The 24,446-nt window shown below is 59.9% G+C and carries 21 protein-coding genes; 20 read left to right on the top strand and 1 reads right to left on the bottom strand.

The genetic code is table 11. The features are described 5' to 3' along the window. The first annotated feature begins 87 nt into the window (after positions 1 to 87). From nifJ to B5E65_RS13050, 8 genes are all read left to right on the top strand, one after another. Positions 88 to 3,597 (top strand): pyruvate:ferredoxin (flavodoxin) oxidoreductase, encoded by a 3,510-nt coding sequence (gene nifJ / locus B5E65_RS13015; RefSeq protein ID WP_087172201.1) that lies wholly within the window; start codon positions 88 to 90, stop codon positions 3,595 to 3,597. A 12-nt stretch (positions 3,598 to 3,609) separates the two neighbouring features. Then, entirely contained in the window at positions 3,610 to 4,728 is a 1,119-nt protein-coding gene (locus tag B5E65_RS13020; protein WP_087172202.1) for an aconitase family protein, read from the top strand. Positions 4,729 to 4,741: 13 nt separating this feature from the next. Then, positions 4,742 to 6,553 (top strand): aconitase/3-isopropylmalate dehydratase large subunit family protein, encoded by a 1,812-nt coding sequence (locus tag B5E65_RS13025; protein WP_087172203.1) that lies wholly within the window; start codon positions 4,742 to 4,744, stop codon positions 6,551 to 6,553. Between the two features lie 10 nt (positions 6,554 to 6,563). Beyond that, a complete protein-coding gene (locus B5E65_RS13030) occupies positions 6,564 to 7,457 on the top strand; it encodes a phosphate acyltransferase (RefSeq protein ID WP_087172235.1) in 894 nt (297 codons plus the stop codon). 81 nt (positions 7,458 to 7,538) lie between these two features. Continuing rightward, a complete protein-coding gene (locus B5E65_RS13035) occupies positions 7,539 to 8,873 on the top strand; it encodes a 2-hydroxycarboxylate transporter family protein (RefSeq protein WP_207754115.1) in 1,335 nt (444 codons plus the stop codon). 91 nt (positions 8,874 to 8,964) lie between these two features. Beyond that, complete coding sequence (locus B5E65_RS13040; RefSeq protein ID WP_087172205.1) at positions 8,965 to 9,864, top strand: MBL fold metallo-hydrolase; 900 nt, start codon at positions 8,965 to 8,967, stop codon at positions 9,862 to 9,864. Between the two features lie 29 nt (positions 9,865 to 9,893). Then, positions 9,894 to 10,994 carry a butyrate kinase gene (buk, locus tag B5E65_RS13045; protein ID WP_087172206.1) on the top strand — a complete coding sequence of 367 codons (1,101 nt, stop codon included), beginning with the start codon at positions 9,894 to 9,896 and terminating at the stop codon, positions 10,992 to 10,994. A gap of 152 nt (positions 10,995 to 11,146) precedes the next feature. Then, complete coding sequence (locus tag B5E65_RS13050) at positions 11,147 to 12,238, top strand: isocitrate/isopropylmalate family dehydrogenase (RefSeq protein WP_087172207.1); 1,092 nt, start codon at positions 11,147 to 11,149, stop codon at positions 12,236 to 12,238. Between the two features lie 184 nt (positions 12,239 to 12,422). Here B5E65_RS13050 and B5E65_RS13055 read toward each other — a convergent pair whose 3' ends face one another. Further along, a complete protein-coding gene (locus tag B5E65_RS13055; protein WP_158098596.1) occupies positions 12,423 to 14,423 on the bottom strand; it encodes a hydantoinase/oxoprolinase family protein in 2,001 nt (666 codons plus the stop codon). A 375-nt stretch (positions 14,424 to 14,798) separates the two neighbouring features. Between B5E65_RS13055 and acpP the strand changes: the two genes are divergently transcribed. The 12 genes from acpP (at position 14,799) to B5E65_RS13115 (ending at position 24,368) form a co-directional block, all read left to right on the top strand. Further along, positions 14,799 to 15,023, top strand: coding sequence for an acyl carrier protein (gene acpP / locus B5E65_RS13060; protein WP_087172209.1), 225 nt, complete (start codon positions 14,799 to 14,801; stop codon positions 15,021 to 15,023). Between the two features lie 28 nt (positions 15,024 to 15,051). Continuing rightward, a complete protein-coding gene (locus B5E65_RS13065; protein ID WP_087172210.1) occupies positions 15,052 to 15,480 on the top strand; it encodes an acetyl-CoA carboxylase biotin carboxyl carrier protein in 429 nt (142 codons plus the stop codon). Between the two features lie 3 nt (positions 15,481 to 15,483). After that, positions 15,484 to 16,863, top strand: a complete 1,380-nt coding sequence (accC, locus tag B5E65_RS13070; RefSeq protein WP_087172211.1) for an acetyl-CoA carboxylase biotin carboxylase subunit — start codon at positions 15,484 to 15,486, stop codon at positions 16,861 to 16,863. Continuing rightward, the gene (accD, locus tag B5E65_RS13075; RefSeq protein ID WP_087172212.1) at positions 16,860 to 17,750 is read left to right on the top strand and encodes an acetyl-CoA carboxylase, carboxyltransferase subunit beta; all 891 of its coding nucleotides are present in this window, start codon (positions 16,860 to 16,862) and stop codon (positions 17,748 to 17,750) included. The genes accC and accD overlap by 4 nt, the downstream gene beginning before the upstream one ends. Then, positions 17,737 to 18,564: an acetyl-CoA carboxylase carboxyl transferase subunit alpha gene (accA, locus tag B5E65_RS13080; RefSeq protein ID WP_242957557.1), complete on the top strand. Its 828-nt coding sequence runs from the start codon at positions 17,737 to 17,739 to the stop codon at positions 18,562 to 18,564. Before accD ends, accA begins: the two co-directional genes overlap by 14 nt. After that, the gene (locus B5E65_RS13085) at positions 18,561 to 19,502 is read left to right on the top strand and encodes a 3-oxoacyl-ACP synthase III family protein (RefSeq protein WP_087172213.1); all 942 of its coding nucleotides are present in this window, start codon (positions 18,561 to 18,563) and stop codon (positions 19,500 to 19,502) included. Before accA ends, B5E65_RS13085 begins: the two co-directional genes overlap by 4 nt. Before the next feature lie 13 nt (positions 19,503 to 19,515). Further along, positions 19,516 to 20,463 carry a nitronate monooxygenase gene (locus B5E65_RS13090; protein ID WP_087172214.1) on the top strand — a complete coding sequence of 316 codons (948 nt, stop codon included), beginning with the start codon at positions 19,516 to 19,518 and terminating at the stop codon, positions 20,461 to 20,463. Positions 20,464 to 20,475: 12 nt separating this feature from the next. Further along, positions 20,476 to 21,420, top strand: a complete 945-nt coding sequence (fabD, locus tag B5E65_RS13095) for an ACP S-malonyltransferase (RefSeq protein ID WP_087172215.1) — start codon at positions 20,476 to 20,478, stop codon at positions 21,418 to 21,420. Further along, positions 21,421 to 22,167: a 3-oxoacyl-[acyl-carrier-protein] reductase gene (fabG, locus tag B5E65_RS13100; protein ID WP_087172216.1), complete on the top strand. Its 747-nt coding sequence runs from the start codon at positions 21,421 to 21,423 to the stop codon at positions 22,165 to 22,167. A 14-nt stretch (positions 22,168 to 22,181) separates the two neighbouring features. Next, positions 22,182 to 23,423, top strand: coding sequence for a beta-ketoacyl-ACP synthase II (fabF, locus tag B5E65_RS13105; RefSeq protein ID WP_087172217.1), 1,242 nt, complete (start codon positions 22,182 to 22,184; stop codon positions 23,421 to 23,423). 2 nt (positions 23,424 to 23,425) lie between these two features. After that, on the top strand, positions 23,426 to 23,851 hold the full coding sequence (gene fabZ / locus B5E65_RS13110) for a 3-hydroxyacyl-ACP dehydratase FabZ (protein ID WP_087172218.1): 426 nt from the start codon (positions 23,426 to 23,428) through the stop codon (positions 23,849 to 23,851). Positions 23,852 to 23,912: 61 nt separating this feature from the next. Then, complete coding sequence (locus B5E65_RS13115; protein WP_087172219.1) at positions 23,913 to 24,368, top strand: MarR family winged helix-turn-helix transcriptional regulator; 456 nt, start codon at positions 23,913 to 23,915, stop codon at positions 24,366 to 24,368. The last annotated feature ends 78 nt before the right edge of the window (positions 24,369 to 24,446 follow it).

The raw sequence follows: 24,446 nt of genomic DNA on the forward strand, positions 1-24,446 counted from the left end.
GATAAACGATTTACTAAAACGTTGCATGAAATCCTGGCCAAAAAGCAAACTACCATATCCCGCAAAAGTGGAAAGGATGAATGAACAATGCCGAACGTATGGAAGACCATGGACGGCAATGAGGCTGCCGCCTATGCTGCGTATGCCTTTACCGAGGTGGCAGCCATCTACCCCATCACACCCTCCAGCCCGATGGCGGAACTGACCGACAAGTGGGCTGCTTCCGGAAAGAAGAACATCTTCGGTCAGCCAGTCAAGCTTGTGGAGATGCAGAGCGAAGCCGGTGCCGTGAGCGCTGTGCATGGCGCTCTGGATGCAGGCGTACTGGCTACCAGCTATACAGCCAGTCAGGGTCTGATGCTGATGATCCCCACCATGTACCGGATCGCCGGTCAGCTCAAGCCGGGCGTGATTCATGTGGCCAGCCGCAATGTGGCTACCAACAACATCTCCATCTTTGCTGAGCACTCGGATGTGATGGCCTGCCGCCAGACCGGCTTTGCCATGCTCTGTTCCAGCAACGTGCAGCAAGCCATGGATATGGCGGCGGTGGCACATCTGTCGGCAATCCAGTCTCATGTTCCGTTCCTGCATTTCTTTGACGGGTTCCGCACCAGCCATGAGATCCAAAAAGTACGCTGCCTGGACTACGATGAACTGGCAAAGTGCGTAGACTACGATCAGCTGCGCAGTTTCCGCAAGCACAGCCAGAATCCGGAGTATCCGCAAACCCGTACCAGCGGCCTGAACGGCGATACCTATTTCCAGGCCCGCGAAGCGATGAACGGCTACTACGATGCAGTGCCCGAGATTGTCGAGCAGAATATGGCCAAGATCAACGCCATCACCGGCTGTGATTATCATCTGTTCAACTATTACGGTGCACCCGATGCAGAGACGGTTCTAGTTGGGCTGGGCTCCATTGCCGGCACTGCCCAGATGACGGTGGATCATCTGAACGCAGCCGGTGCCAAGGTCGGATATGTGGAAGTGCATCTGTTCCGTCCTTTCAGTGCAAAAGCGTTCCTGGCGGCCCTGCCTGCCACAGTCAAAGCCATTACCGTTCTGGATCGGGACAAGGAACCCGGTGCTATGGGCGAACCCTTGTACGAAGAGGTAGCGGCTGTCCTTAAAGAGTTCCGTTCTGACCTGCCGGTCTACGCCTGCCGTTTTGGTCTGGCCTGCAAGGATACCACCCCCAACATGGTCAAGGCCATGTACGACAATATGAAGGCGCAGCATCCGGCCAATCACTACACAGTTGGCATCAACGATGATGTGACCCACCTGTCCATTCCCTACGGCCCGGCACTGGATATCATTCCGGCCGACACCGTCAGCTGCAAATTCTGGGGCCTGGGCTCCGACGGCACTGTGGGCGCCAACAAAAACTCCATCAAGATCATCGGCGACCATACCGACAAGTATGTGCAGGCCTATTTCGAATATGACGGCAAAAAGTCCGGCGGCGTTACCAAAAGCCACCTGCGGTTTGGCGACTCTCCGATTCGTGCCACCTACCTGGTGAGCAGTGCGGATTTCGTTGCCTGCCACAACGAAGCCTACATTGGCAAGTACGATCTGACCGGGGACCTGAAAGATGGCGGCAGCCTGCTGCTGGCCAGCGAGTGGACCACTCCGGAGGCCCTTACCGAGCACCTGCCTGCCGCCATGCGCCGGGATATTGCCCGCCGGAACATCCATCTGTATGTGATCGACAGCGTACATATTGGTGAGCAGCTGGGTCTGGGTACCCGCACCAACACGATCCTGCAGGCGGCTTTCTTTAAGATCACCGGCATCATTCCTATTGAAAAAGCTGTCGAGTACATGAAAGCGGCCATCGTCAAGAGCTACGGCAAGAAGGGCGAAAAGGTCGTGAACATGAACTACGCCGCTGTGGAAGCGGGTGTACAGTCGGTAGTGGCAGTGGATGTACCGGCTGACTGGGCCGATGCCCCGGATGAACCGGCAGCCCCTGCGGTGGACAAGCCCCACTTTATCGAAAAGATCCTGGAACCGGTAAATGCCATGAAGGGTGATTCCATCCCGGTTTCCGACTTCCTGCCCTATGTGGACGGTACCTTCCCGCAGGAGACTGCCAAGTGGGAAAAGCGGGGTACCGCTGTAAAAGTCCCCGTTTGGGATGCCGAAAAGTGCATTCAGTGCAACCAGTGCTCCTACGTCTGCCCGCATGCGGCTATCCGTCCGTTCCTGCTGAGTGCAGAAGAAGCAGCTTCCGCCCCGTCCGGGCTGCCTGTAGCAGAGACCCGTCCCAAGGCAAGCGAGTACAAGTTTACTATGGGCGTATCGATATTGGATTGTCAGGGATGCGGCAGCTGTGTGAATGTCTGCCCGACCAAAGCCATTGAGATGCAGCCGCTGCATACGCAGATGGACAAAGCGGAGCATTGGACCTGGCTGGACAGCCTGCCCCAGGTTCGCAATCCTTACGGCGTGTCTACCGTGAAAGGAAGCCAGTTCCAGGAACCCCTGCTGCAGTTCAGCGGCGCTTGTGCCGGCTGCGGCGAGACCCCGTACGCCAAGCTGGTTACGCAGCTGTTTGGTGACCGGATGTATGTGGCAACGGCCACCGGCTGCAGCCAGGTATGGGCCACCAGCTTCCCCAGCTTCCCCTACAGCAAAAACAAGGAGGGCCATGGCCCGGCGGTATCCGGTTCGCTTTTTGAAAACAATGCGGAATTCGGTATGGGCATCTATCTGGGCGCAGAGCAGCAGCGCGGCGCTCTGTATGCCAAGGCTGGTGAACTGATTGCAACCACTGGGGACAATCAGCTGAAATCGGCACTGGAAGAGTGGCGGGCTGCCTATGCAGATGGCGAAGCAAGCAAGGCAGCTGCAAAAAAGGTCAAGGATGCGCTGGCACAAACCAACGACAGCAGTGCCCTGTGTGCCTGGATCAAAGACCGCACGGAGCACCTGGTGAAAAAATCCGTCTGGATGTTCGGCGGTGACGGCTGGGCCTATGACATCGGGTATGGCGGCCTTGACCATGTGATTTCCACCGGCGAAAATGTAAACATTATGGTGTTCGACACCGAGGTCTACTCCAATACCGGTGGTCAGGCCAGCAAAGCTACGCCTACCGGTGCTGTCGCGCAGTTTGCTGCTGCGGGTAAGCGCACCAAGAAAAAGGACCTGGGCATGATGGCGATGAGCTACCGCAACGTGTATGTGGCGCAGGTAGCGATGGGCGCAAACCAGAACCAGCTGCTCAAAGCAGTGCGGGAAGCGGAAAGCTATAACGGCCCGTCCCTGATCATCTGCTATGCCCCCTGCATCAACCATGGCCTGCGCTGCGGTATGGCCGATGTGATGGGAGAGATGAAGCGTGCCGTGGAAGCCGGATACTGGCAGCTGTACCGCTATGATCCGCGGCTTGCGGATGCGGGCAAGAATCCCTTCCAGCTGGACAGCAAGGAGCCTACCGGCAACTATCAGGATTTCCTGCGCGGCGAGGTTCGGTACTCTTCGCTGGAGCGTACCTTCCCGGAAGAAGCCGAACGTCTGTTCCGTCAGAGTGAAGCCGAGGCAAAAGCCCGCTACGCCCAGTACAAGCGGCTGGCGGAAGAATAAAGGAGGTCTGTCATGTCAACCTTTGTGGAGAAAATGCTGGGCGCCCCAGCCGGCAGTCCCGCCCGTATCACACCGGATCTGATTGTGGTGAACGACGGTATCTGCCATACCGCAGTGGAGATGGCCAACCTGGTCCGCTCGCCGGACAAGGTGCGGGTAATCTTTGACCACGATGTGCCCACTGGCCGGCCGGAAGCGGCCCGGGTATTCGGCAGCATCCGCCGCTTTGCCCGCGAAAACAACGTGCGGTTCATCCAGGCAGAAGGGGTAGGGTATCAGTACCTGCTGGAGCAGGAAGTCCGTCCCGGCCAGATTGTGGTGCAGGGCGGCAGCCATGCTGGCATCTACGGCAGCGTGGGGGCGCTGGGCATCAATGTAAGCGCTACCGAACTGGCTCGTGTACTGGAGCATGATTACTACAACACGGTTGTGCCGGAGACGGTAGCTGTCCGGGTAGAGGGAACACTTCCGGAACATGTGACCATGATGGATGCTGCTATGGCATTCCTGAGTGAGAATCCGTGCCTGGCCGGCAAGGCTGTGGAATTCTGCGGCCCGCAGCTGACGGCGCATCAGAAAGCGGTGCTCTGCTCCATGGCCTGCGAGACAGGCGCCTTTACCGCTGCGGTGACCGACACGGAGGACCAGGACCTGGTCCTGGATTTGAGCCGGGTCGTACCGATGGTCACCATGCCGTGTTCCGCCCGTGAACTGCAGAAGGACGCGGTTCGTCAACCCCTGGCTGTGCTGGCGGGGATGCGGCTGCAGGCTGGCCAGATCGGAGGCTACACGGGCGGCACCATTGAGGAGCTGCGGCTGGCGGTTTCGCTGATTGAGGGCAAGACGCTGGCCCGGGGCTTCCGCTTGACGGTAGCCCCCGCCACCTCCGCTGATTTCCTGAAAGCACTGGATGAGGGAATTATCGAACGTTTTATCGATTTCGGTGCCCAGATCAGCGCAGTAGGGGATCACAGTGTAGTAACCCAGGGCGCAGGCGTCATCGGAAAAGGCGAAAAGCTGCTCACAACCGGTCTGTATACCTATGCGGGCTGCATGGGCGTGCAGGACAGCGAAGTCTATACCGGATCGGTACCCAGCGTGATGGCTGCGGCCGTGACCGGACGGCTGTAAGGAGGGCGAAAGAATGGATACGGTATTTACCGGTAAGGTATGGAAATTCGGCAACGACATTGACACCGACACCATCATCCCTGGCAAGCGGGGAACCATTCCCACGATTGAAGAGATGAAAAAATACGCCTTTGAGCTGCTCAAGCCGGAGTTCGCTTCTACCGTTCAGCCGGGAGACATCCTGGTGGCAGGTACCAATTTTGGGTGTGGTTCTTCCCGGGAACAGGCGGCAACCGTGCTTTCCAGTAATGGGGTGCGCTGCATCATCGCCAAGAGTTTTGCCCGGATCTTTTTCCGCAATGCCTTTAACTCCGGCATTCTGCTGATCACCTGCGACGGGATCCAGGATGTATGTGAAGGCGGCGATATGGTTACGGTGGACGTAGAAAAAAAGCAGGTCACCGCAAACGGCCACAGCTTTACGTTTGGCGCGATCCCGCAGAATCTGCTGCAGATTGTGGAGAACGGCGGATTGATTGCGGATACCAAGCAGCGGGTGGCGGCCGGGCTCAAGCCCAGCGTATGCCATAAACTGGACGATGCGGCCCGCCGCAAAAAAGGTTTCACCATGGCGGAAAAGCTGCTGCGCTGCAATGCAGGTGTGGACGCAATCCAGCCCGGCGATATCGTGATTACCCATCCGGATATGTTCATGATTCATGACATCTACACGCCTTATCTGCTGGATACTCTGCAGAAAATGGGGGTGGAAAAGATTGCCGATCCGGATAAGGTCACAATCATTTTTGACCATTGTATGCCCACCGCTGTAGCTGGCAACGATTCCGCCCACTATGACGCCGGCCTGGCGCTGAGCGACCGCTACGGCATCAAAAAACTGCATGTGGGAGAAGGCATCTGCCATAGCATCATGCACGAGATGCGGTACGCGAAACCTGGCGAAGTGGCAACCGCTACCGACAGCCATACCACTACCTACGGCGGGGCAGGCAACTTCTGTACCGGCATTGGTACTGCTGAGATGGCGGCGGCTCTGGCAACCGGGGAACTTTGGTTCAAGGTTCCGGAAGCCATCAAGATCGTGCTGAACGGACATTTGCCGAACGGCGTGCTCAGCAAAGATGTTATACTGAAAATACTGGGCGATATCAAGGCAGACGGCGGTCAGTACAAGAGCCTGGAATTTACCGGCCCTGCTGCACACGAAATGAGCATGCCCGCCCGTTTCACCGTTGCCAATATGGCGTTGGAAGCCGGTGCGAAGTGCGCCTTGTTTGAGGCGGATGAAAAGACTGCGGCCTACTACGATATGCCGCTGAACGAGATCGACTGGGTCTGTGTGGATGAGAATGCCCACTATGAAAAAGTGCTGACCTATTCCGTTGACGAGCTGGAACCGCAGCTTTCCTGCCCGCAGGGCGTGGATAACGTACATCCCATCAGCGAGGTAGCCGGCACTCCCATCGACGAGGTCTACCTGGGCAGCTGCACCAACGGCAACCTGGAGGATCTGGCAGTGGCGGCCCGTTATATGAAGGGTAAGCATGTACCCGACGATATGCGGTTTATTGTGGTGCCTGCCACCAATCAGGTGTACAAGGACGCTATCCGCCTGGGATACATTCAAATCTTTGTGGAGGCAGGTGCAGTGATCTGCCATCCCTGCTGTGGCCTGTGCTGTGGAATGCCCTACGGCCTTATGTACGATGACGAGCGGATCCTTTCCACTGCCAACCGGAATTTTATTGGCCGGCAGGGAACCAAAAAGACCCTGAGCTATTTGTGCAGTCCTGCAGTGGCCGCTGTAACCGCCCTGACCGGACGGGTGGCGGATCCCCGGGACTTCACCACTACGGAAGTATGAGGTGACCGGTATGCTGAAAAATTTTGAGCAAATGAAAGAAATGCTCCGGGCCAAACCGGTCAAGCGCCGTGTAGCGGTGGCTGCCGCGCAGGATGAACATACCCTGCAGGCGGTGGTTGCCGCCGCCCGGGACGGTTTGGTAACACCGGTGCTGATTGGCCGGGAAGCGGAAATCCGCGAACTGCTGGCGAAGCTGATGTTTGACTCGGAGCAGGCCGAGATCATCCCGGAGGATGATCCTGTTGCCTGCGCCCAGATCGCCGCGGATCTGGCCCGGGAGGGAAAGGCGGACTGCATCATGAAGGGCAAACTGGAAACCGGTGCCCTCATGAAAGTCCTTGTCAACCGGGAGCGGGGAATCCGCAAGAACGATGTGATGAGCCTGGTGGCGTTCTTTGAAAGCCCCTACTACCACAAGGTGTTTGCCATTACCGATCCTGCGCTGCTGACCTATCCCACACTGGAACAGAAAAAAGCGGCTATCACCAATGCCGTGGAAGCGCTGCACGCGCTGGGGGTTGAGCAACCCAAGGTAGCTGTCCTGGCTGCTGTAGAGAAGGTCAATCCCAAGATGAAAGAAACCGTTGAAGCGGATGAGATCAAAAAGGCGGGGATCCCCGGCTGCGTTGTGGAAGGCCCTATCAGTTACGATCTGGCTATGGACCCGCAGGCTGCGGAAATTAAGGGGTATCAAAGCCCGGTGGCGGGCGATGCGGATTTGTTGGTTGTGCCCGACCTTGTAAGCGGCAATATCGCCGCCAAGACCATTACGGTGTTGGGCGGCGGACGAACCGGCGGCGTTGTAATGGGGGCACAGGTCCCGGTGCTGCTGGTATCCCGCGCCGCCACAGCAGACGACAAATACATGTCCATTGTGGCCGCCGCACTGGCGTGCGGACGTTGAGCCTTTGCCCTGGGCAGAAACAGCAATGCACTGGCTAAAGACGGATTTTATTTACACCGGCAATAATTTGGAGGTATCACCATGAGCAAGATCAAGTTTGAAGTTTGCGGCCTGCAGTTCAAGCATTTTGTTCCCTTCTTTATCCTCGTAATGCTGGCCACCTATCTGGGCTTTATGCCCACTGTTACCCTGGCCGAGGGCCTGACCGCCACCACCTTTATCGCCACCTTCGCTTTTCTGATGGCGGTGGGCGGTATCTTCTTCTGGCTGGGCGACACCATCCCCATTGTCAACAAGTACCTGGGCGGCGCCTGTGTGCTTCCGCTGTTCGGCGCGTCGGCAATGAAGCTGTTCGGCTTGGTGCCGGATACGTTGCAGAACGGCGTAAAGGTTCTGATGAACGGCGGTTTCCAGGATGCTTACATTGCCTGTCTGCTGGTAGGCGCTGTGCTGATCATGGATCGTAAAATCCTGCTGAGCGCTACGGCCCGTTACCTGCCGGCCATTATCGGGTCGCAGGTCTTTGCGCTGGGCTTCTGCGTGCTGGGTGGTCTGGTCACTGGTTACGGTCCGGTCGAAGCGCTGTTCAACGTGGGCGCTCCCACCATGTCCGGCGGCTCTGCCGGCGCTATGACCACCATCCCGGCGCTGTATACCAGCCTGTCCGGTACCGACATGACCGGCATGGCGGGTCAGTTCCTGTGCTATGCATCTATTGCCAATGTGATTGCGGTTATGATGGCGGCTATCGGCAAAGCGGTTTGTGAAAAGAAAGCCGGCCTGGTTTCCCCGGATTCTGATCCCACCATTCTGCGCCGCAGCGGCGTGACCATGGTTACCCAGGCGGAGAAAAAGCTCCCTGCCACTACCGACAACTACAAGCATCTGGGCGGCGGCATTTTCATGTGCTTTGCCATCTATATGGCCGGTGATATGCTGGGCAAGCTGCCTGGTCTCAGCGTGATTGCGGGTCTGGCCTGGTCCATCATCATTGCCATTGTCATCAAAGCCACCGGTATTCTGGACGACACCATCGGCAACTACTGTGCCAATGCCATGAACTTCATGATCCGTGCCCTGCTGCCCACCCTGATTGCCGGTATCGGCATTAAGTCCATGAACCTTACTGACCTAACCTCTTACTTCAGCGTTCCGGCGCTGATCACCATCTTCCTGGGTGTGCTGGGCGCGTTCTTGGGCGCGATGCTGTTCGGCCATCTGTTTGGGCTGTATGCCTTTGAGACCGGTGTCACCGCAGGTCTGTGCTGCTGCAATATCGGCGGTTCCGGCGATATCGCGGTGCTGTCTGCCTGCAACCGTATGGAACTGCTGGCCTTCGCTTCCATCTCCACCCGTATCGGCGGTGCGCTGATGGTGGTGTGGATCGGGTTCCTGTACCCGCTCTTCCAGCACTGATTATTACACTATCAACCTTCCTCCCATTTCAGCGGGGCGCGGTCAACGCCTGACCGCGCCCTCTTTTTCCCCTTTTTAGGAGAAAAACAGTATGAACGCAGAATTTTTGAACAATGGAGTCCGTCTTCGCTGGCTGAATACAGCTGGATTTGAGATTGAAACCTCCAGTGGGACACACATTCTGCTGGATCCGTTCCTGGACGGTGTGTACAAGGGAATCACCTGTTATCCCTTCTCAATCGACAAAATTGAGAAATGTGACCATTTGCTGTTAAGCCATATCCATTTTGACCATGCGCAGAATGTGGGCGATCTCCAGCACCGCTTTCCGGCTTTGAATCTGTTCGTTCCGGATCTTTCTGCTGATCCGCTCTGCCAGGTGCAGGATCTGGACTGTGCCAGACTGTACCGTACCCGCGGCGGTGAGAGCTATCGGTTTGATGATTTGACCATTGAGTGCTTTACCGGCAGGCATACCGAGTCTCCCCGGGGCTATCGCCCCAGCGGCAAGGACTTTGTCCGCCCGGATGGTTCCCTGGATAAGATGATGTGGTTTGGCAACCTGGAGCTTGTAAACTACCTCATTACGACCGGTGACGGTACCCGCATCCTGGTCTGGGCAGGGATGACCTCGCCTGACCAGAAATACCGGCTGGCAGACCTAAGGCCGGATATTGCGCTGATGCATATAAGCCCCAAACAGGATTTTGAGGAATTTGCCGCGCTGACGGAAGCGATTGGCCCCAAGGTGGTCATTCCGCATCACTACGATTTTACCGAGTGCTTTTTCAAAATCGTTCCCGCTGCCATGAATGACATGAGCGAAGAGAACCGCAGGCAGTTCGTACACAACGGAGAATTTGACTTTCCTGCCTACATGCAGGCTCTGGAGAACGCCTGCCGCCGCAGAGCACCCGGTATGGCACTGCTCATGCCGGAACACCATAAGTGGTATCGTTTCGGGTTCTGCGCTGCCGGTCCGCTGGAATAAGCCCAACCCCAAAAGAAAAGGAGTTTCCTATGAAGATATTTGCAATTAATCCCGGCTCTACTTCTACAAAAATTGCCCTGTTTGAGGACGATCAGATGGTATTCAGCCGCAACGTTTCCCACGATGCGGAGGAACTGAAAAAATTCAAGGAAATCCGGGACCAGTTCCCGTACCGGAAAGAAACCATTCTTAAAGAACTGGCAGACGCAGGCCAAACACTGGAAAACACAGATGCCTTTGTGGGGCGGGGCGGCGGTCTGGTCAATATCGTCGGCGGTACTTACACGGTAAACGACAAGCTGCTGGAGCACGCACGCACCTGCTTCACGGTCAAGCATCCGGCTACTTTGGGAGCACAGCTGGCATATGATTTTGCCCGGACATATGGCGGACAGGCCTTTGTAGTCAATCCGCCTGATGTGGATGAATTCTGTGATGAGGCGCGCGTCACCGGTTTGAAAGGCGTTTATCGGGAGAGCAAGATCCACGCGCTGAACCAGAAAGAGATCGGCATCCGCTATGCCGCATCGAAGGGGAAAAAATATGCCGACATGAACCTGATCATCTGCCATATCGGCGGCGGCATTTCGGTTACGGCCCATCAAAAAGGCAAGATGGTGGACTCCAATGATATTGCGCAGGGCGACGGACCGATGGCACCCACCCGCTGCGGTGCACTTCCAGTCAAGGATGTTGTGAAGATGTGCTTCTCCGGTAAATTTACCGAGCGGGAGATGTACGACAAAATCACCAAAACAGGCGGTCTTGTGGACCATCTGGGAACCAGCGATGCGCGGGAAGTCTGCCGGATGATTGAGCAGGGAAGTGCTTACGCCAAGCTAATTTACGATGCCATGATCTATCAGATCGCCAAAACGGCGGGCAGCATGGCCGCGGTTCTCTGCGGCGAGGTGGATGGTATCATTCTGACCGGCGGCATTGCCCACGACAAGTATCTGGTGGAGCAGCTCACCCGCCGCCTGCAGTTTATTGCGCCTATCACGGTTATGGCAGGCGAGTTCGAGATGGAGGCGCTGGCAGCGGGTGCTCGCCGTGTGCTGCTGGGTGAGGAGCCGGCTCTGGAGTATACCGGCAAACCGGTGTGGAACGGATTCGATGCGGAAAAGTGATGGCCAGCAAGGCCACCCCGCAGCAGTATGTGCGCCCGGGGGGCTAATGCGGGGCTTTTTGGCCGGAACCAGGCTGAACATAGCCCCACAATGGGAAGTCTGTGTGACGAAACGGTACTGAATTTTCTGCGTATGAAATTGCGAGGCAACCTATGAACAAATGGAAAATAGCCCTGATTCCAGGCGAAACGGTGGGACCGGAACTGATCCGGGAAGCCGATCGGCTTCTGGATACAGTTGGCCGTGTTTACCATATCCCGATGGAAAGAATCCATCTTTGTGCCGGCGGTGCGGCTATCGATCGGTGGAATGATCCTCTGCCTGCCGCAGTCAGGGCGCGGGCGGCATCCTGCGATGCCATATTGTTCGGCAGTATAGGGGCTGCCAAATACAACGCGCTGCCTCCAGAGAAGAACCCTGCGCGTGCCTTACTGGAATTGCGCTCTGTGTTCGGGGTCACCACAAATCTGCGGCCGGTAAGGCTTCGTCCCGAACAGATTGACCTTTCTCCCTTAAAACCGGAGATAATTCCAGGCGGTTTTGACATTCTTCTGGTTCGGGATGTGCGCGGCGGAATGTTGGCCGCCCGGGAGCAGCGGCACGCAGTAGGAAAGTGCGGCCAGTCCGCCAGTGATCTGGAATACTACGATGAGCGAATTGTGATGCACACGGCCCGCCGGGCGTTTGAGGCTGCTTCACAGCGCACAGGCAGGCTGATCAGTCTGGATAAGGCCAATGTTTTGGCATCCAGTGTGCTGTGGCGGCAAACGGTCACCCGGCTTGCAGCGGAGTATCCGAAGGTTGCACTGGAACACCGCTTTATTGATACGGCTGCCATGGATGTGATCCGGGCTCCGCAGGACTTCGATGTGATCCTGACGGGAAATGTGTTCGGTGACATTCTGGCGGATGAACTGGCACAGCTTTCTGGCATAGCCCCCCAGCTTGGCAGTGCGGAGCTTGCCCCGGACGGGCGGGGGCTGTATACCTTGAATCAGCTGCACTATCCCGGAGAAAACCTGGCCGGTCAGGGAAAAGTTTGCCCGCTGGGGATTCTGGCAGCTACGGCTATGCTGCTGCGGTATACCTGTCATCGTCCGGACGCGGCGCAGGCAGTGGAACAGGCAATCGATACGGTTATATCCGCTCATTTGGCAACTCCGGATATCTGCCGAAAAGGGGATACCATCCTGTCCACAGAGGAGCTGGGCGGTGCTGTTTGCCAGTGTATCCGGTCAGAATAAAGTATTTATGGGAAAAAGTAAGAGAAAAAAGTCTGAAGTTTCAGACGAAAGCGAGGATATTTATTGGCTTTTGTCATTTGAACTGTAAGTATAAAAAGGCCGTTGCCGCGGTATCTGCGGCAACGGCCTTTTTGTGTGTATCCCTGCTTGCTCCCTAAAACTCGCAATATTGAAATATAGCCTGTCAGAACCCCATGGCAGCGGTAGCGCAGGCGGTAACAACGGTTCCCAGATAAACTGTACCGGTTCGGGACTGTGCTTCGTTTGCATGCACTTGCGTTGTAACGGTGATTTCTCCCTGGGCTCCGCGCTTTTTAGCTTCGGACCGGGCATGCTCCTCGGCCTGGGTGCGCGCATAGGCAATCGCGCCTTCCAACTCCTTGAAAAAGCTGCTGCTTTCCGTGCCGAATACCCTGAACCCGGAGATTCCATCCGCGTTGCTGCCCGGATTGATTTCAACCGAGCAGGAAACAACCGTATTGCCCATGATAGCGCCCAGCGCGTTGGCAATTTCGTAATTTTGCGGGATCACCGCGTGCGTTCCCAGCATACGGGCCACATCTTCAAGGAAGATCCCAATCGGGGCGCCCACACCGATCAGGGCAAAATTGGTGTGGAATGCACTGGTCAGCAGCCCGTTTCCGTCGGCCTTGGCATCCTCGTATGCCACATCAATCAGACGCTTTTCTTCAGCGGATACGCCGTTTTTGTAATAGCGGGAATCCTTGTTTTCCAGCAGCGCTTCCACAATATTCCGGTACAGCTTCCGCTTGACCTCATCGTATACCCGTTCACACAGTTCATCTACCGAAATACCCAGATTCAAGGCAACAAATTCAGTGGCCAGTACAGCGGCTTCCCGGTTATACTCGGTAAAATCTCCCCGAATATGCATGATGTCGGTGGGGGTAAGCCCGCAGACTTCCACAACCCCATCCTTGAGCAGCCGGTCAATCTGCAGGGTGTATACATCTTTGCCAACCGCGGCGGCTGCGTCGGCAATCAACAGCGGCTTTTCCGCCAGAGCCTGACAAAATGCCTGTTCCTCGGGCGTATACCGGGGATTGCCGTGAATATCCCGCACGAGCCGGTAATGCTCGTACAGGAAACGGGTATGCGTTCGCGCACCCAGCCGGCGCAGATTCTCCAGTATGGAGGGTTCGGCCTGTGCCGCTACACACAGCGGGATGATGCGGTATTCTTCCAGCCGCAGCATTTCTCCCTGGTAGTGAATGGCGCTGTCGCCGCCCAGCCCGAAGGTTTTTACATATAGCCCGTTGACAAAGGTCCGCCATTTCCCGATAGAAACGCCGCCGGTTGCTGTGATAGGGGCGCCGTTCCGAATAATAGCCAGGTCGGTGGTGGTGCCGCCCATGTCCACTACAATCAGGTTTTGTTCACTGGTCAGGTGCATACAGCCGATGGCGCTGGCAGCCGGGCCGCAGAGCAGCGTTTCCACCGGCCGCAGGGAGGCAAACTCCTCGGACATCAGGCTTCCATCACTGCGCACAATAACGATGGCGGAGGGATGAATATCCCGGGCACAAAGCGCCTGTTTTACACTGGCCAGAAACTCACGGATCACCGGGAACAGCCCGGCGTTCAGCAGGGTGCTGGCGCCGCGCTGCAGGCAGTTCAGCTCCGAAAACAGCTCATGCCCGCATACCACCGGCAGATCATGCTTCTTTTGAAACAGTTCCTTGGCCTTTTTCTCGTTGGCGGCGCCGTTTCGGGTAGCATTCATCTCCACAATGCCCACACCGTCCAGGTCATCAAAACCGGTTTCGGTGTCCCGCGCAAACTGTTCCCAGTCCGGTTCCCGGTCCGACTCACCGGAAAAATGAGTGAACGAATCCTGCAGGCAGATCTCGTCAACAGGCGGCAGCCCATATTGCGCGCCGTATTGCTCCAGAACCTTGCGGTCACCCCCGAAAAAGATGAGTTTGGCCCGTCCGCCTTTATTTTCCACACAGGCGTTGGTGGCCAGCGTTGTGGAAAGGGAGATAACCTCGGCCTGCTGCACAAGCGGCAGGGGAAGGTTGTCGATTGCCCCCAGAATGCCGATGGTCAGATCGTTGTGGGTGGTGCGGGACTTGGCAGTACCCAAAATGGCTTGGGATTCGAAATCATAGATCACCGCATCGGTATAGGTGCCGCCGGTATCAATGCCAATGCCGAGCTTCATGGATGAAATGCATCTCCTTATATGGAATCTACAGTTGTATAGTGCCCCCTGAAAACAAATGGAATTGTATAAGGGGAAAACGCATTTGAACGCTTCCATTGTATAAGAAAATGCTGCGTTCAACAAGTGGAAAACGCTACAGAATCTCAGCAAGAATAAAGCGGAAGTTTGGAGACATCCAATCGCTTGCTATCCGCTGGCTAAAAACAGGAAAGCGTATACCTGCGTGTATGCGCTTTTTCGTTTTGTCCTAAAAGATCGAAAAATTTATCTTGACAAATGCGGGCGGCCTGATGTAAGATACTTAAAACAATTTAGTTAAATAATTTTAATTAAATTGCTTGAATCAAAAATACGGGAAAGAAGGATTTACCTATGTTTGAGAAGGTCAAGAAGATTGTTGTGGATACCCTGAACTGCGAGATGGAGGACGTGACCATGGAGGCCCGCCTGGCGGAAGATCTGGAGGCTGACAGCCTGGACGCAGTGGAACTGAACATGGCGCTGGAAGATGAGCTGGGCGCCGGCGTGCCGGACGAGGAACTGGCCAACATGAAGACCGTGGGCGACATCGTGAACTATCTGGAGGCCCACGCCTGATAGGGCAGCGGCGAAAGGAGGGCTTTGCATGACACAGCCGGAGCTGTTCGCGCTGATGGACAAATTTACGGCGGGTGGCCTGACCCGTCTGGAATACGAGGCAGGCGGGGCCCGTCTGGTGCTGGAAAAATCGGCATCCGGGCAGGCAGTGCCGGCCGCGGTTCCGGCGTCGGTTCCCACTGTTGCAGCCGCGCCGGAATCCCCGGCCGGTGAGGAAGGCGCCTGCATCAAGGCCCCGTTGGTGGGCACCTTTTATGTGGCGCCCCAGCCGGGCGCGGCACCCTTTGCCGCCCCGGGCGCCCGGCTGAAAAAAGGCGAACCGGTCTGCGTGCTGGAGGCCATGAAGATGATCAACCAGGTGCCTGCCCCCTGCGACTGCGAGGTGCTGGCGGTTCTGGCAAAAGACGGGGAACTGGTGGGCTTTGATACACCGCTGTTCCGCATCCGGGAGCTGTAAACCATGCTGAAACGAGTGTTGATCGCCAATCGGGGCGAAATCGCGGTGCGGATCATCCGCGCCTGCCGGGAACTGGATATTGAAACGGTGGCGGTGTACTCCACCGCCGACGCGCAGTCGCTGCCGGTGCAGCTGGCCACCCGGGCGGTTTGCATCGGGCCGCCCCGCGCCGCCGACAGCTATCTGAATCAGACGGCGGTGCTTACCGCCGCGGTGGAAAGCGGCTGTGACGGGGTACACCCCGGGTACGGCTTTCTGTCGGAAAACGCCGATTTTGCCGACCTGTGTGCCCGCTGCGGGCTGAAATTCATCGGCCCTTCCGGGGATGTTATCCGCCGCATGGGCAACAAGGCCGCGGCCCGGGCGCTGATGCAAAGCGCCGGGGTACCGGTGGTTCCTGGCTCGGATGGCCCTGTGCCCGATGCGGAAACAGCGGCCCAGGTAGCCGAGAAAATCGGGTATCCGGTGTTGCTCAAAGCCAGCGCCGGGGGCGGCGGACGAGGAATGCGCCGGGTGTATGACCCTGAGAACCTGATTCCCGCCTTTGAAGAAGCCCGGGCCGAGGCGGTTGCCTGCTTCGGCGACGGGGAGATGTATCTGGAAAAGCTGATCCTGAATCCGCGCCATATCGAGTTTCAGATCCTGGCCGACAGCCAGGGCAACGTGGTGCACCTGGGCGAGCGGGACTGCTCCATCCAGCGGCGCAACCAGAAACTGATGGAGGAATCACCTAGTCGGGCTCTTACCGACGAACTGCGCACCCGGATGGGCCGGGACGCGGTGCAGGCGGCCCGGGCCTGCGGCTACGAGGGCGCGGGTACGGTGGAGTTCGTGCTGGACAGCGCGGGCAACTACTATTTCATCGAGATGAACACCCGCATTCAGGTGGAGCATCCCATTACCGAGATGGTCACAGGGCTGGATCTGGTGCGGGAACAGCTGCGGATTGCTGCCGGCCTGGAACTGCCGGTGCAGCAGGAGCAGGTGAACCTCACCGGCCACGCCATCGAAGTGCGGATCAACGCTGAGGATCCGGCTCATGATTTCCGGCCCGCGCCGGGGGTTACGCGGTTTTTGCATCTGCCCGGCGGCTGCGGGGTGCGGGTGGATACCGCTTTGTACAACGGCTGCGAACTGAGCCCCTGGTACGATTCCCTGGCGGCCAAGGTCATTGTCCATGCCCCCACCCGTCTGCAGGCCATCCGCCGGATGCGCCGGGCGCTGGAGGAGCTGGTGGTGGAGGGTTACCCCACCGGGGCTGACCTGGCCCACATGATCCTGTATCACCCGGATTATCTTAAGGGCGAGTACGATACCGGCTTTCTGGAACAGAATCTGGAGAGCCTGCTGCGGCTGAGCCGCGTGGAGGAGGCGAGCGAATGAATGACTGGTTTGCCGCCCGGCGGCAGCGGATGCTGCGGCTCAAGGTGCGGCGGGAGGGCGAGCGCCCCTTTACGCCCCGTCTCTCGGCCGCCGCGCCGGTGTTTGAACAGTGTCCCCGCTGTAAGGCGGCGGTGACCCGGGCCCACTGGGAGAAAAACCGGTTGGTCTGTCCGGAATGCGGATTCCACCGCCCGGTGGGGGCCTACCGGCGGCTGTCCATGGTGCTGGATCCGGGCACCTTTCAGGAACTGGATCCGGATCTGGCCGCCGGCGATCCGCTGGGTTTCCCCGGTTACGGGGAAAAGCTGGCAGGGCTGCGCCGCCGCACCGGCCTGCGGGAAGCCGCCGTGGCCGCCAAGGGGCGGATCGGCGGGCTGCCGGTGGTGGTGGCGGTGCTGGACAGCCGGTTTCTGATGGGCAGTATGGGGGTGGCCGTGGGGGAGAAGATCGCCCGCGCCGCTGAGACCGCTGAAAAAGCCCGGCTGCCGCTGGTGATCTTCTGCGCCTCCGGCGGGGCCCGGATGCAGGAGGGCATTCTCTCCCTGATGCAGATGGGCAAGACCGCCGCCGCCGTAACCCGCTTCCGGGAAAAGGGCGGGCTGTACATTGCGTACCTGACCCATCCCACCACCGGCGGGGTCACCGCCAGCTTTGCCATGCTGGGGGACATTACCCTGGCCGAGCCGGAAGCCCTGATCGGGTTTGCCGGGCCCCGGGTGATTGAACAGACCATTGGAGAAAAGCTGCCCGCGGGATTCCAGCGGGCGGAATATCTGCAGGAGCACGGTTTTGTGGACGCGGTGGTGCCCCGGGACGAAATGCGGGACACCCTGGCAAAGCTGCTGCGCCTGCATCAAAAAGGAGGTGTGCGCCGTGACGCAGAATGACGTCATTCCCGCCGCCCGGCGGGTGGCCCTGGCCCGGGAGCCGGGCCGGCCCGGCGTAAGCGGGGCGGTGCAGGCCCTGATTACCGACTTCTTTGAACAGCGGGGCGACCGGCTTTGCGCCGACGACCCGGCGGTGCTGGCCGGGGTGGGGCTGTTTCACGGCCGCCCGGTCACGGTGCTGGGCACCCGCAAGGGAACCGATCTGGAACAGAACCTGGCCTGCCATTTCGGTATGCCCACCCCGGAAGGCTACCGCAAAGCACTGCGGGCCATGGAACAGGCGGAGAAATTCAGCCGCCCCATCCTGACCTTTGTGGATACGCCGGGGGCATATCCTGGCCTGGAAGCCGAAGCCCGGGGCCAGGGCGCGGCCATTGCCGCCTGCCTGGCCCGGATGAGCACCCTCACGGTGCCGCTGATCGCGGTGATCCTGGGGGAAGGCGGCAGTGGCGGGGCGCTGGCTCTGGCTATGGGCAACCGGGTGCTGATGGCGGAAAACGCCGTGTATTCGGTGCTCTCGCCGGAGGGGTTTGCCTCTATTCTCTGGAAGGACAGCGCCCGGGCTCAGGAAGCCTGCGAACTGATGAAGCTCACCGCCGCCGATCTGTTGGAACTGCAGGTCATTGACCGGATTCTGCCCGAACCGCCCGGCGGCGCGCACACCGATCCGGCGGCTTTCTGGCGCACCGTGGATACGGCGCTCCGGGATGAGCTGCGCCGGGCGGAAAAGCTGGCCGACCCGGCCCGCCACCGGCAGCGCCGGTTCCGGGCCATGGGCAATGACTGGCTCAGCGCCGGAAAGGAAACGATATGAACGGATTGCAACTGTTGGGAACCGGGCGCTGCCTGCCAAGCCGCCGGGTGACCAACGAGGATTTTGCCCGCACCCTGGATACCAGCGACGCCTGGATTACCGAGCGCACCGGTATCCGGCAGCGGTATTTCTGTGCCGAGGGGGAAACCGCCGTCTCGCTTGCGGTTGGTGCCGCCCGGCAGGCGCTGGAGGATGCGGGAGTACAGCCCGGGCAGGTTGGCCTGTGTATTGCGGCCACCTTTACCGCTGACCGGCGTACCCCGGCCCTGGCCTGCGAGGTGCAGGCCGCGCTGGGGCTGCCCCAGACCACCCTGTGCCTGGACATAAACGCCGCCTGCACCGGTTTTGTGGCCGCGCTGGAAACCGCCCGCTGTCTGCTGCTGGGCGGCCAGCTGGCCGGGCCCTATGCCCTGGTGCTGGGGGCGGAAAAGATCAGCAGCCTGCTGGATTTCTCCGACCGCAGCACCTGCGTGCTGTTCGGGGACGGGGCGGGTGCGGCCGTGGTGCGGCTGGATCCGCAGGCCCCCTGGGCGGCGGTGTTCGGCACCCGGGGCGACGGGCAGGTGCTGCACGGCGGCGGCCCGGAAGATCCCTATCTGGCCATGGATGGCCGGGCGGTGTTCCGGTTCGCGGTGGAAACGGTGCCGGTGTGCATCCGGGCCGTGCTGGACAAAGCCGGGCTGACCCTGGACGCGGTGGATCATCTGGTGCTGCACCAGGCAAACAGCCGCATCATCCACAGCATCGCCAAAAAGCTGGAACAGGCCCCGGCCCGGTTTTACGAGAATATGCAGCGGTACGGCAACACCTCGGCGGCCAGCATCCCCATCGCGCTGGACGAAATGCGCCGGGCGGGGCAGCTGTGCCCGGGCCAGACGGTGCTCTGCGCGGGATTCGGCGCGGGGCTTACCTGGGGCGGCGTGCTGCTGCGGGCATAAACAAGGAGGAACTATGCGTTTGGATACAATCCTGGGAACCCAATATCCCTTTATTCAGGGCGGTATGGCCAACATCGCCACCGGCGAATTTGCCGCCGCCGTCTCCAATGCGGGGGCGCTGGGCCTGATCGGGGCGGGCGGTATGGACGCCGAGACCCTGCGCAGCCACATCCGCCGCTGCCGGCAGCTGACCGATAAGCCCTTCGGCGTGAATATCATGCTCATGAACCCCGCTGCTCCTGAGATGGCCAAGATCGTGGTGGAGGAACAGGTGGCGGTGGTCACCACCGGCGCGGGCAACCCGGGCGCCTATGTGCCCATGTGGAAAGAAGCGGGCATCAAGGTGTTCCCGGTGGTGGCCGCCACCGTGCTGGCCCGCCGTCTGGCCGGGCTGGGTGTGGACGGCGTGATCGCCGAGGGCACCGAAAGCGGCGGCCATGTGGGCGAGATGACCACCATGGCTCTGGTGCCTCAGGTGGTGGACGCCATGAAGGAGTTCGGCATTCCGGTGATCGCCGCGGGCGGCATTGCGGACGGCCGTCAGCTGGCGGCTGCCTTTGCCCTGGGAGCGGTGGGCGTGCAGCTGGGCACCTGCCTGCTGGCCAGCACCGAGTGCCCCATCCACGAAAACTATAAGCAGGCGCTGCTGGCAGCCAAGGATTCTGACACGGTGGTCACCGGCCGCAACGGCGGTACGCCGGTGCGGGTGCTGAAAAACAAGATGACCCGCGCTTACCTCAGCCGGGAAAAGGCCGGGGCCGACAAGATGGAACTGGAACAGTTCACCCTGGGTTCCCTGCGGCGGGCCGTGTTCGAAGGCGACACCGAAACCGGCAGCTTGATGGCCGGTCAGGTGGCGGGCATGCTGCGCGAGGTGCGTCCGCTGGCCGATATCTTTGAAGACCTGTGGCGCGGCTGCGGCGATACGGTTGCCCGGCTGGACAGCCAAGTGCGGGAATAAGGAGGAAACGGCATGAAACTGGCGCTGTTGTTTGCGGGCCAGGGGGCCCAGCACGCCGGGATGGGCGCGGATCTGTACGAGCAGTTCCCGGCTTTTCGGCAGGTATTGGACGAATGTGCCGCCGGGGTGGAGTTCGACCTGAAATCCCTCTGCTTTGCAGGCCCCGACGAAACCCTGAACCAGACCCGATATACCCAGCCCTGCATGGTGGCGTTTGCCGCCGGGGTCACCCGGGTGCTGCAGGAGGCCGGCACGCAGCCGGTCGCGGCAGCGGGCCTGAGCCTGGGCGAGTATTCCGCCCTCTGCGCCGCGGGGGTGTTCAGCCCTCGGCAGGCGGTAGAGCTGGCGGCGTTCCGGGGCGCGGCGATGGAGCAGGCGGTACAGGGCCGTGCCAGCGGCATGGCCGCTGTGCTGGGTCTGGACCGCAAGACTTTGGCGGATGCCTGCGCCGGGGCCTCGGCTCTGGGTGTGGTGGAGATCGCCAACTACAACTGCCCCGGCCAGATGGCCATTGCCGGGGACGCCGCCGCCGTGGAGCGGGCCTGCGAACTGGCCAAACAGGCGGGGGCGCGGCGCTGCGTGCCGCTCAAGGTATCCGGGCCGTTCCATACCTCTCTGATGGCCCCCGCGGCCAGCGCGCTGGCGGAGCGGTTCACCCGGGAGCCTTTCGGCAAGATGAACTTCCCGGTCTACTTCAACTGCCTGGGCGGGCCCATGGGGGACGGGGACACCGTTCCCGCTCTGCTGGAAAAACAGGTACGCTCCAGCGTGTACATGGAGGATACCCTGCGCCGTCTGGCGGATGAGGGGATCGACCGGGTGATCGAGATCGGCCCGGGCCGGGTGCTGTCCGGCCTGTGGAAAAAAACGGTGACCGAGCGCAAGGTGCCGGTACTGGGAGTGGAGACCGCCCGGGAACTGGCCGAGGCGGTGCGGATGCTGCAGGAGGAAAATTGAATGGAACAGATGGCAAAACGGGCGCTGGTCACCGGCGGCAGCCGGGGAATCGGCCGGGCGGTCTGCCTGGCGCTGGCGTCCCGGGGTATGCGTGTGGCGGTGAACTACGCGGGCAACGCGGCCGCCGCCGAAGAGGTGGTGCAGGCGTGCCTGCAGCAGGGGGCGCCGGATGCCTTTGCCGTGCAGGCGGATGTGTCCGATGCGGAGCAGGTCCGGGCTCTGGTAGCTGCCGTGAGTGAACGGTGGGGCGGCGTGGACGTGCTGGTGAACAACGCGGGCATCACCCGGGACGGGCTGATGATGCGGATGAGCGAGCAGGACTTCGATGCGGTGCTGGCTACCAATCTGAAAGGGGCCTTTGCCTGCATGCAGGCGGTTATGCGGCCCATGATGAAGCAGCGCTGGGGCCGGATCGTGAACCTGTCCAGCGTGGTGGGGCTGCGGGGCAACCTGGGCCAGGCCAACTACGCTGCCAGCAAGGCGGGGCTGATCGGCATGTCCAAGAGCGCCGCCAAGGAGCTGGCAAGCCGCGGCATCACAGTGAACTGTGTGGCTCCCGGCTTTATTGAAACGGATATGACCGCCGTGCTGCCGGAATCGGTGCGCACCGCGCTGCTGGGGCAGATCCCCCTGGCGCGGCTGGGTGCGGCGGAAGAGGTAGCCGCGGCGGTGGCGTTCCTGGCTTCACCCGAGGCGGCATACATCACCGGCCAGGTGCTCTGCGTGGACGGCGGCATGGCCATGTGAACAGGAGGCGCAAGATGGAAAAACGACGGGTAGTAATCACCGGCATGGGCGCGGTGACCCCGCTGGGGCTGAATCTGGCGGACAGCTGGGCGGCGGTCAAACGGGGGGAATGCGGCATCGGTCCCATCACCCTCTACGATCCGGCCGGCCAGAAGGTAAGCCTGGCGGCGGAGGTCAAGAACTTTGACCCCACCGCGTTTCTGGATAAAAAGGAAGCCCGCAAGCTGGACCGGTGCGTTCAGTTCGCCCTCTCCGCCGCCGACCAGGCGGTGGCGTCGGCAGGGCTTTTGATGGAGCAGGAGGACGCCGGGCGCTGCGCGGTGTTCTTCGCCAGCGGTATCGGCGGTTTCACCACCATCCAGGCCGAGTGCCTGAAAGGGGCGGAAAAAGGCTACGACCGGGTTTCTCCCTTCTTTATCCCCATGGTGATCGCCAACATGGCCGCGGGCAATATTGCCATCCGGCACGGGTTCGGGGGCATGTGCACCTGCCCGGTAACCGCCTGTGCCTCCGGCACCAATGCGGTAGGGGACGCTTTCCGCCACATCCGGGACGGTTACGCCGAAGTGGCGCTGGCGGGCGGCACCGAAGCCTCCATTACCCCGCTGGCCATGGGCGGTTTTACCTCCCTGCATGCGCTGCACACCGGTGATGACCCGGCCTGTGCGTCGGTTCCCTTTGATGCGCGCCGTTCCGGTTTTGTGATGGGGGAGGGCGCGGGTGCGCTGCTGCTGGAAGAGTATGAGCATGCGGTGCGCCGGGGCGCCACCATTCTGGCGGAGGTGGCGGGCTACGGCGTCTCCTGCGACGCCCACCACATTACCGCCCCTCTGCCGGACGGTTCCGGCGCGGCCCGGGCCATGACCCTGGCGCTGGCCGACGGCGGCGTGTCGCCGGAGCAGGTGGGCTATATCAACGCTCACGGCACGTCCACTCCGCTGAACGACGCGGGGGAGACCGCGGCGGTCAAGCTGGCATTCGGCGAGCATGCGGCAAAGCTGGCAGTCAGCTCCACCAAGTCCATGACCGGCCACCTGCTGGGTGCTGCCGGGGCGGTGGAAGCGGCATTTACTGCGATGGCGCTGCGGGAGGATTTCCTGCCCGCTACTATTCACTACGAGCAGCCCGATCCGGCCTGCGACCTGGACGTGGTGCCCAACACCGGCCGCATGGCCCGGGTACAGTATGCCATGTCCAACTCGCTGGGCTTTGGCGGGCATAACGCCAGTATTCTGCTGAAAAAATGGGAGGACTGAGCATGACACTGGATTCCAACGAGATTATGCAGGTGCTGCCCCACCGGTTTCCTTTCCAGCTGGTGGACCGCATCACCGCCTGTGAACCGGGCGTACGGGCCGAGGGCCGTAAGTGCGTGTCGGTGGGCGAGCCCTTTTTCTGCGGCCATTTTCCCCAGCTGCATGTAATGCCCGGGGTGCTGATTCTGGAGGCCATGGCCCAGGTGGGAGCAGTGGCGCTGCTCACCGAGGAAGAAAACAAGGGCAAGATCGTGCTGTTCGGCGGGGTGAAAAACGCCCGGTTCAAACGGCCGGTCACCCCCGGCGATGTGCTGGAGATGGAGTGCACCCTCACCGCCCGCCGTGGCCCGGTAGGGGTGGGCAAGGCGGTGGCCCGGGTGGACGGGCAGCTGGCCGCCACCGCGGAGCTGACCTTTGCCGTCCGTTGATTTGTGCGCCCGGAGCGGGTATAATAATGGAAAACGGTGTTTGGGAAAGGATGTCGTTTCCATGCTGGACGAGGCGTTTGCCCGGGTATATACAAAATTCAAGCTGCATTTCTACCGCAAGGTGTTTGAGCGGATCCATGACCGGGAGGCCAGCCTGACCACGGTGGAGAGCTTCTGCATGGAGATTATCCAGGCACTGGATAATCCTACGGTCAATGAATTTGCCAGCTTTGTGCAGATCTCGCCCCCCAACGCGGCTTACAAGGTGAACAGCCTGATCCAGAAGGGGTACCTGCGCAAGGTGCAGTCCCCGGACGACCGGCGTGAGTACCATCTGGAACCCACCCAGAAGTACCTGGACTACTACAACATCAGCTACAGTTATCTGTCCACCGTAATGGACCGGATCAAGGCCCGCTTTGCTGAGGAGGATGCCGAGAAAATCGAGCAGATGCTGGACGTGATCTCAGAAGAACTGATGCCGGAGATCCGGCTGCCTTCTCACGAGAAAAAATAAAAAACTGCTGCATAAAAAACAGACGCGAAAAATCCCGCGTCTGTTTTTTATATGTTTTACGCAGCAGTATGCCGTTTG

Source organism: Gemmiger sp. An120, assembly GCF_002160955.1.
GTDB lineage: Bacteria > Bacillota > Clostridia > Oscillospirales > Ruminococcaceae > Gemmiger_A > Gemmiger_A avium.

Excerpts from the sequence above, each read along its gene's own strand:
- B5E65_RS13040 (WP_087172205.1), top strand. The coding sequence starts at position 8,965 with ATGAACGCAGAATTTTTGAACAATGGAGTCCGTCTTCGCTGGCTGAAT.
- B5E65_RS13020 (WP_087172202.1), top strand. The coding sequence starts at position 3,610 with ATGTCAACCTTTGTGGAGAAAATGCTGGGCGCCCCAGCCGGCAGTCCC.
- buk (WP_087172206.1), top strand. The coding sequence starts at position 9,894 with ATGAAGATATTTGCAATTAATCCCGGCTCTACTTCTACAAAAATTGCC.
- B5E65_RS13030 (WP_087172235.1), top strand. The coding sequence starts at position 6,564 with ATGCTGAAAAATTTTGAGCAAATGAAAGAAATGCTCCGGGCCAAACCG.
- B5E65_RS13065 (WP_087172210.1), top strand. The coding sequence starts at position 15,052 with ATGACACAGCCGGAGCTGTTCGCGCTGATGGACAAATTTACGGCGGGT.
- B5E65_RS13055 (WP_158098596.1), bottom strand. The coding sequence starts at position 14,423 with ATGAAGCTCGGCATTGGCATTGATACCGGCGGCACCTATACCGATGCG.
- fabF (WP_087172217.1), top strand. The coding sequence starts at position 22,182 with ATGGAAAAACGACGGGTAGTAATCACCGGCATGGGCGCGGTGACCCCG.
- fabZ (WP_087172218.1), top strand. The coding sequence starts at position 23,426 with ATGACACTGGATTCCAACGAGATTATGCAGGTGCTGCCCCACCGGTTT.
- B5E65_RS13115 (WP_087172219.1), top strand. The coding sequence starts at position 23,913 with ATGCTGGACGAGGCGTTTGCCCGGGTATATACAAAATTCAAGCTGCAT.
- B5E65_RS13050 (WP_087172207.1), top strand. The coding sequence starts at position 11,147 with ATGAACAAATGGAAAATAGCCCTGATTCCAGGCGAAACGGTGGGACCG.
- nifJ (WP_087172201.1), top strand. The coding sequence starts at position 88 with ATGCCGAACGTATGGAAGACCATGGACGGCAATGAGGCTGCCGCCTAT.
- acpP (WP_087172209.1), top strand. The coding sequence starts at position 14,799 with ATGTTTGAGAAGGTCAAGAAGATTGTTGTGGATACCCTGAACTGCGAG.
- B5E65_RS13085 (WP_087172213.1), top strand. The coding sequence starts at position 18,561 with ATGAACGGATTGCAACTGTTGGGAACCGGGCGCTGCCTGCCAAGCCGC.
- accC (WP_087172211.1), top strand. The coding sequence starts at position 15,484 with ATGCTGAAACGAGTGTTGATCGCCAATCGGGGCGAAATCGCGGTGCGG.
- B5E65_RS13025 (WP_087172203.1), top strand. The coding sequence starts at position 4,742 with ATGGATACGGTATTTACCGGTAAGGTATGGAAATTCGGCAACGACATT.
- B5E65_RS13035 (WP_207754115.1), top strand. The coding sequence starts at position 7,539 with ATGAGCAAGATCAAGTTTGAAGTTTGCGGCCTGCAGTTCAAGCATTTT.
- B5E65_RS13090 (WP_087172214.1), top strand. The coding sequence starts at position 19,516 with ATGCGTTTGGATACAATCCTGGGAACCCAATATCCCTTTATTCAGGGC.
- fabD (WP_087172215.1), top strand. The coding sequence starts at position 20,476 with ATGAAACTGGCGCTGTTGTTTGCGGGCCAGGGGGCCCAGCACGCCGGG.
- accD (WP_087172212.1), top strand. The coding sequence starts at position 16,860 with ATGAATGACTGGTTTGCCGCCCGGCGGCAGCGGATGCTGCGGCTCAAG.
- fabG (WP_087172216.1), top strand. The coding sequence starts at position 21,421 with ATGGAACAGATGGCAAAACGGGCGCTGGTCACCGGCGGCAGCCGGGGA.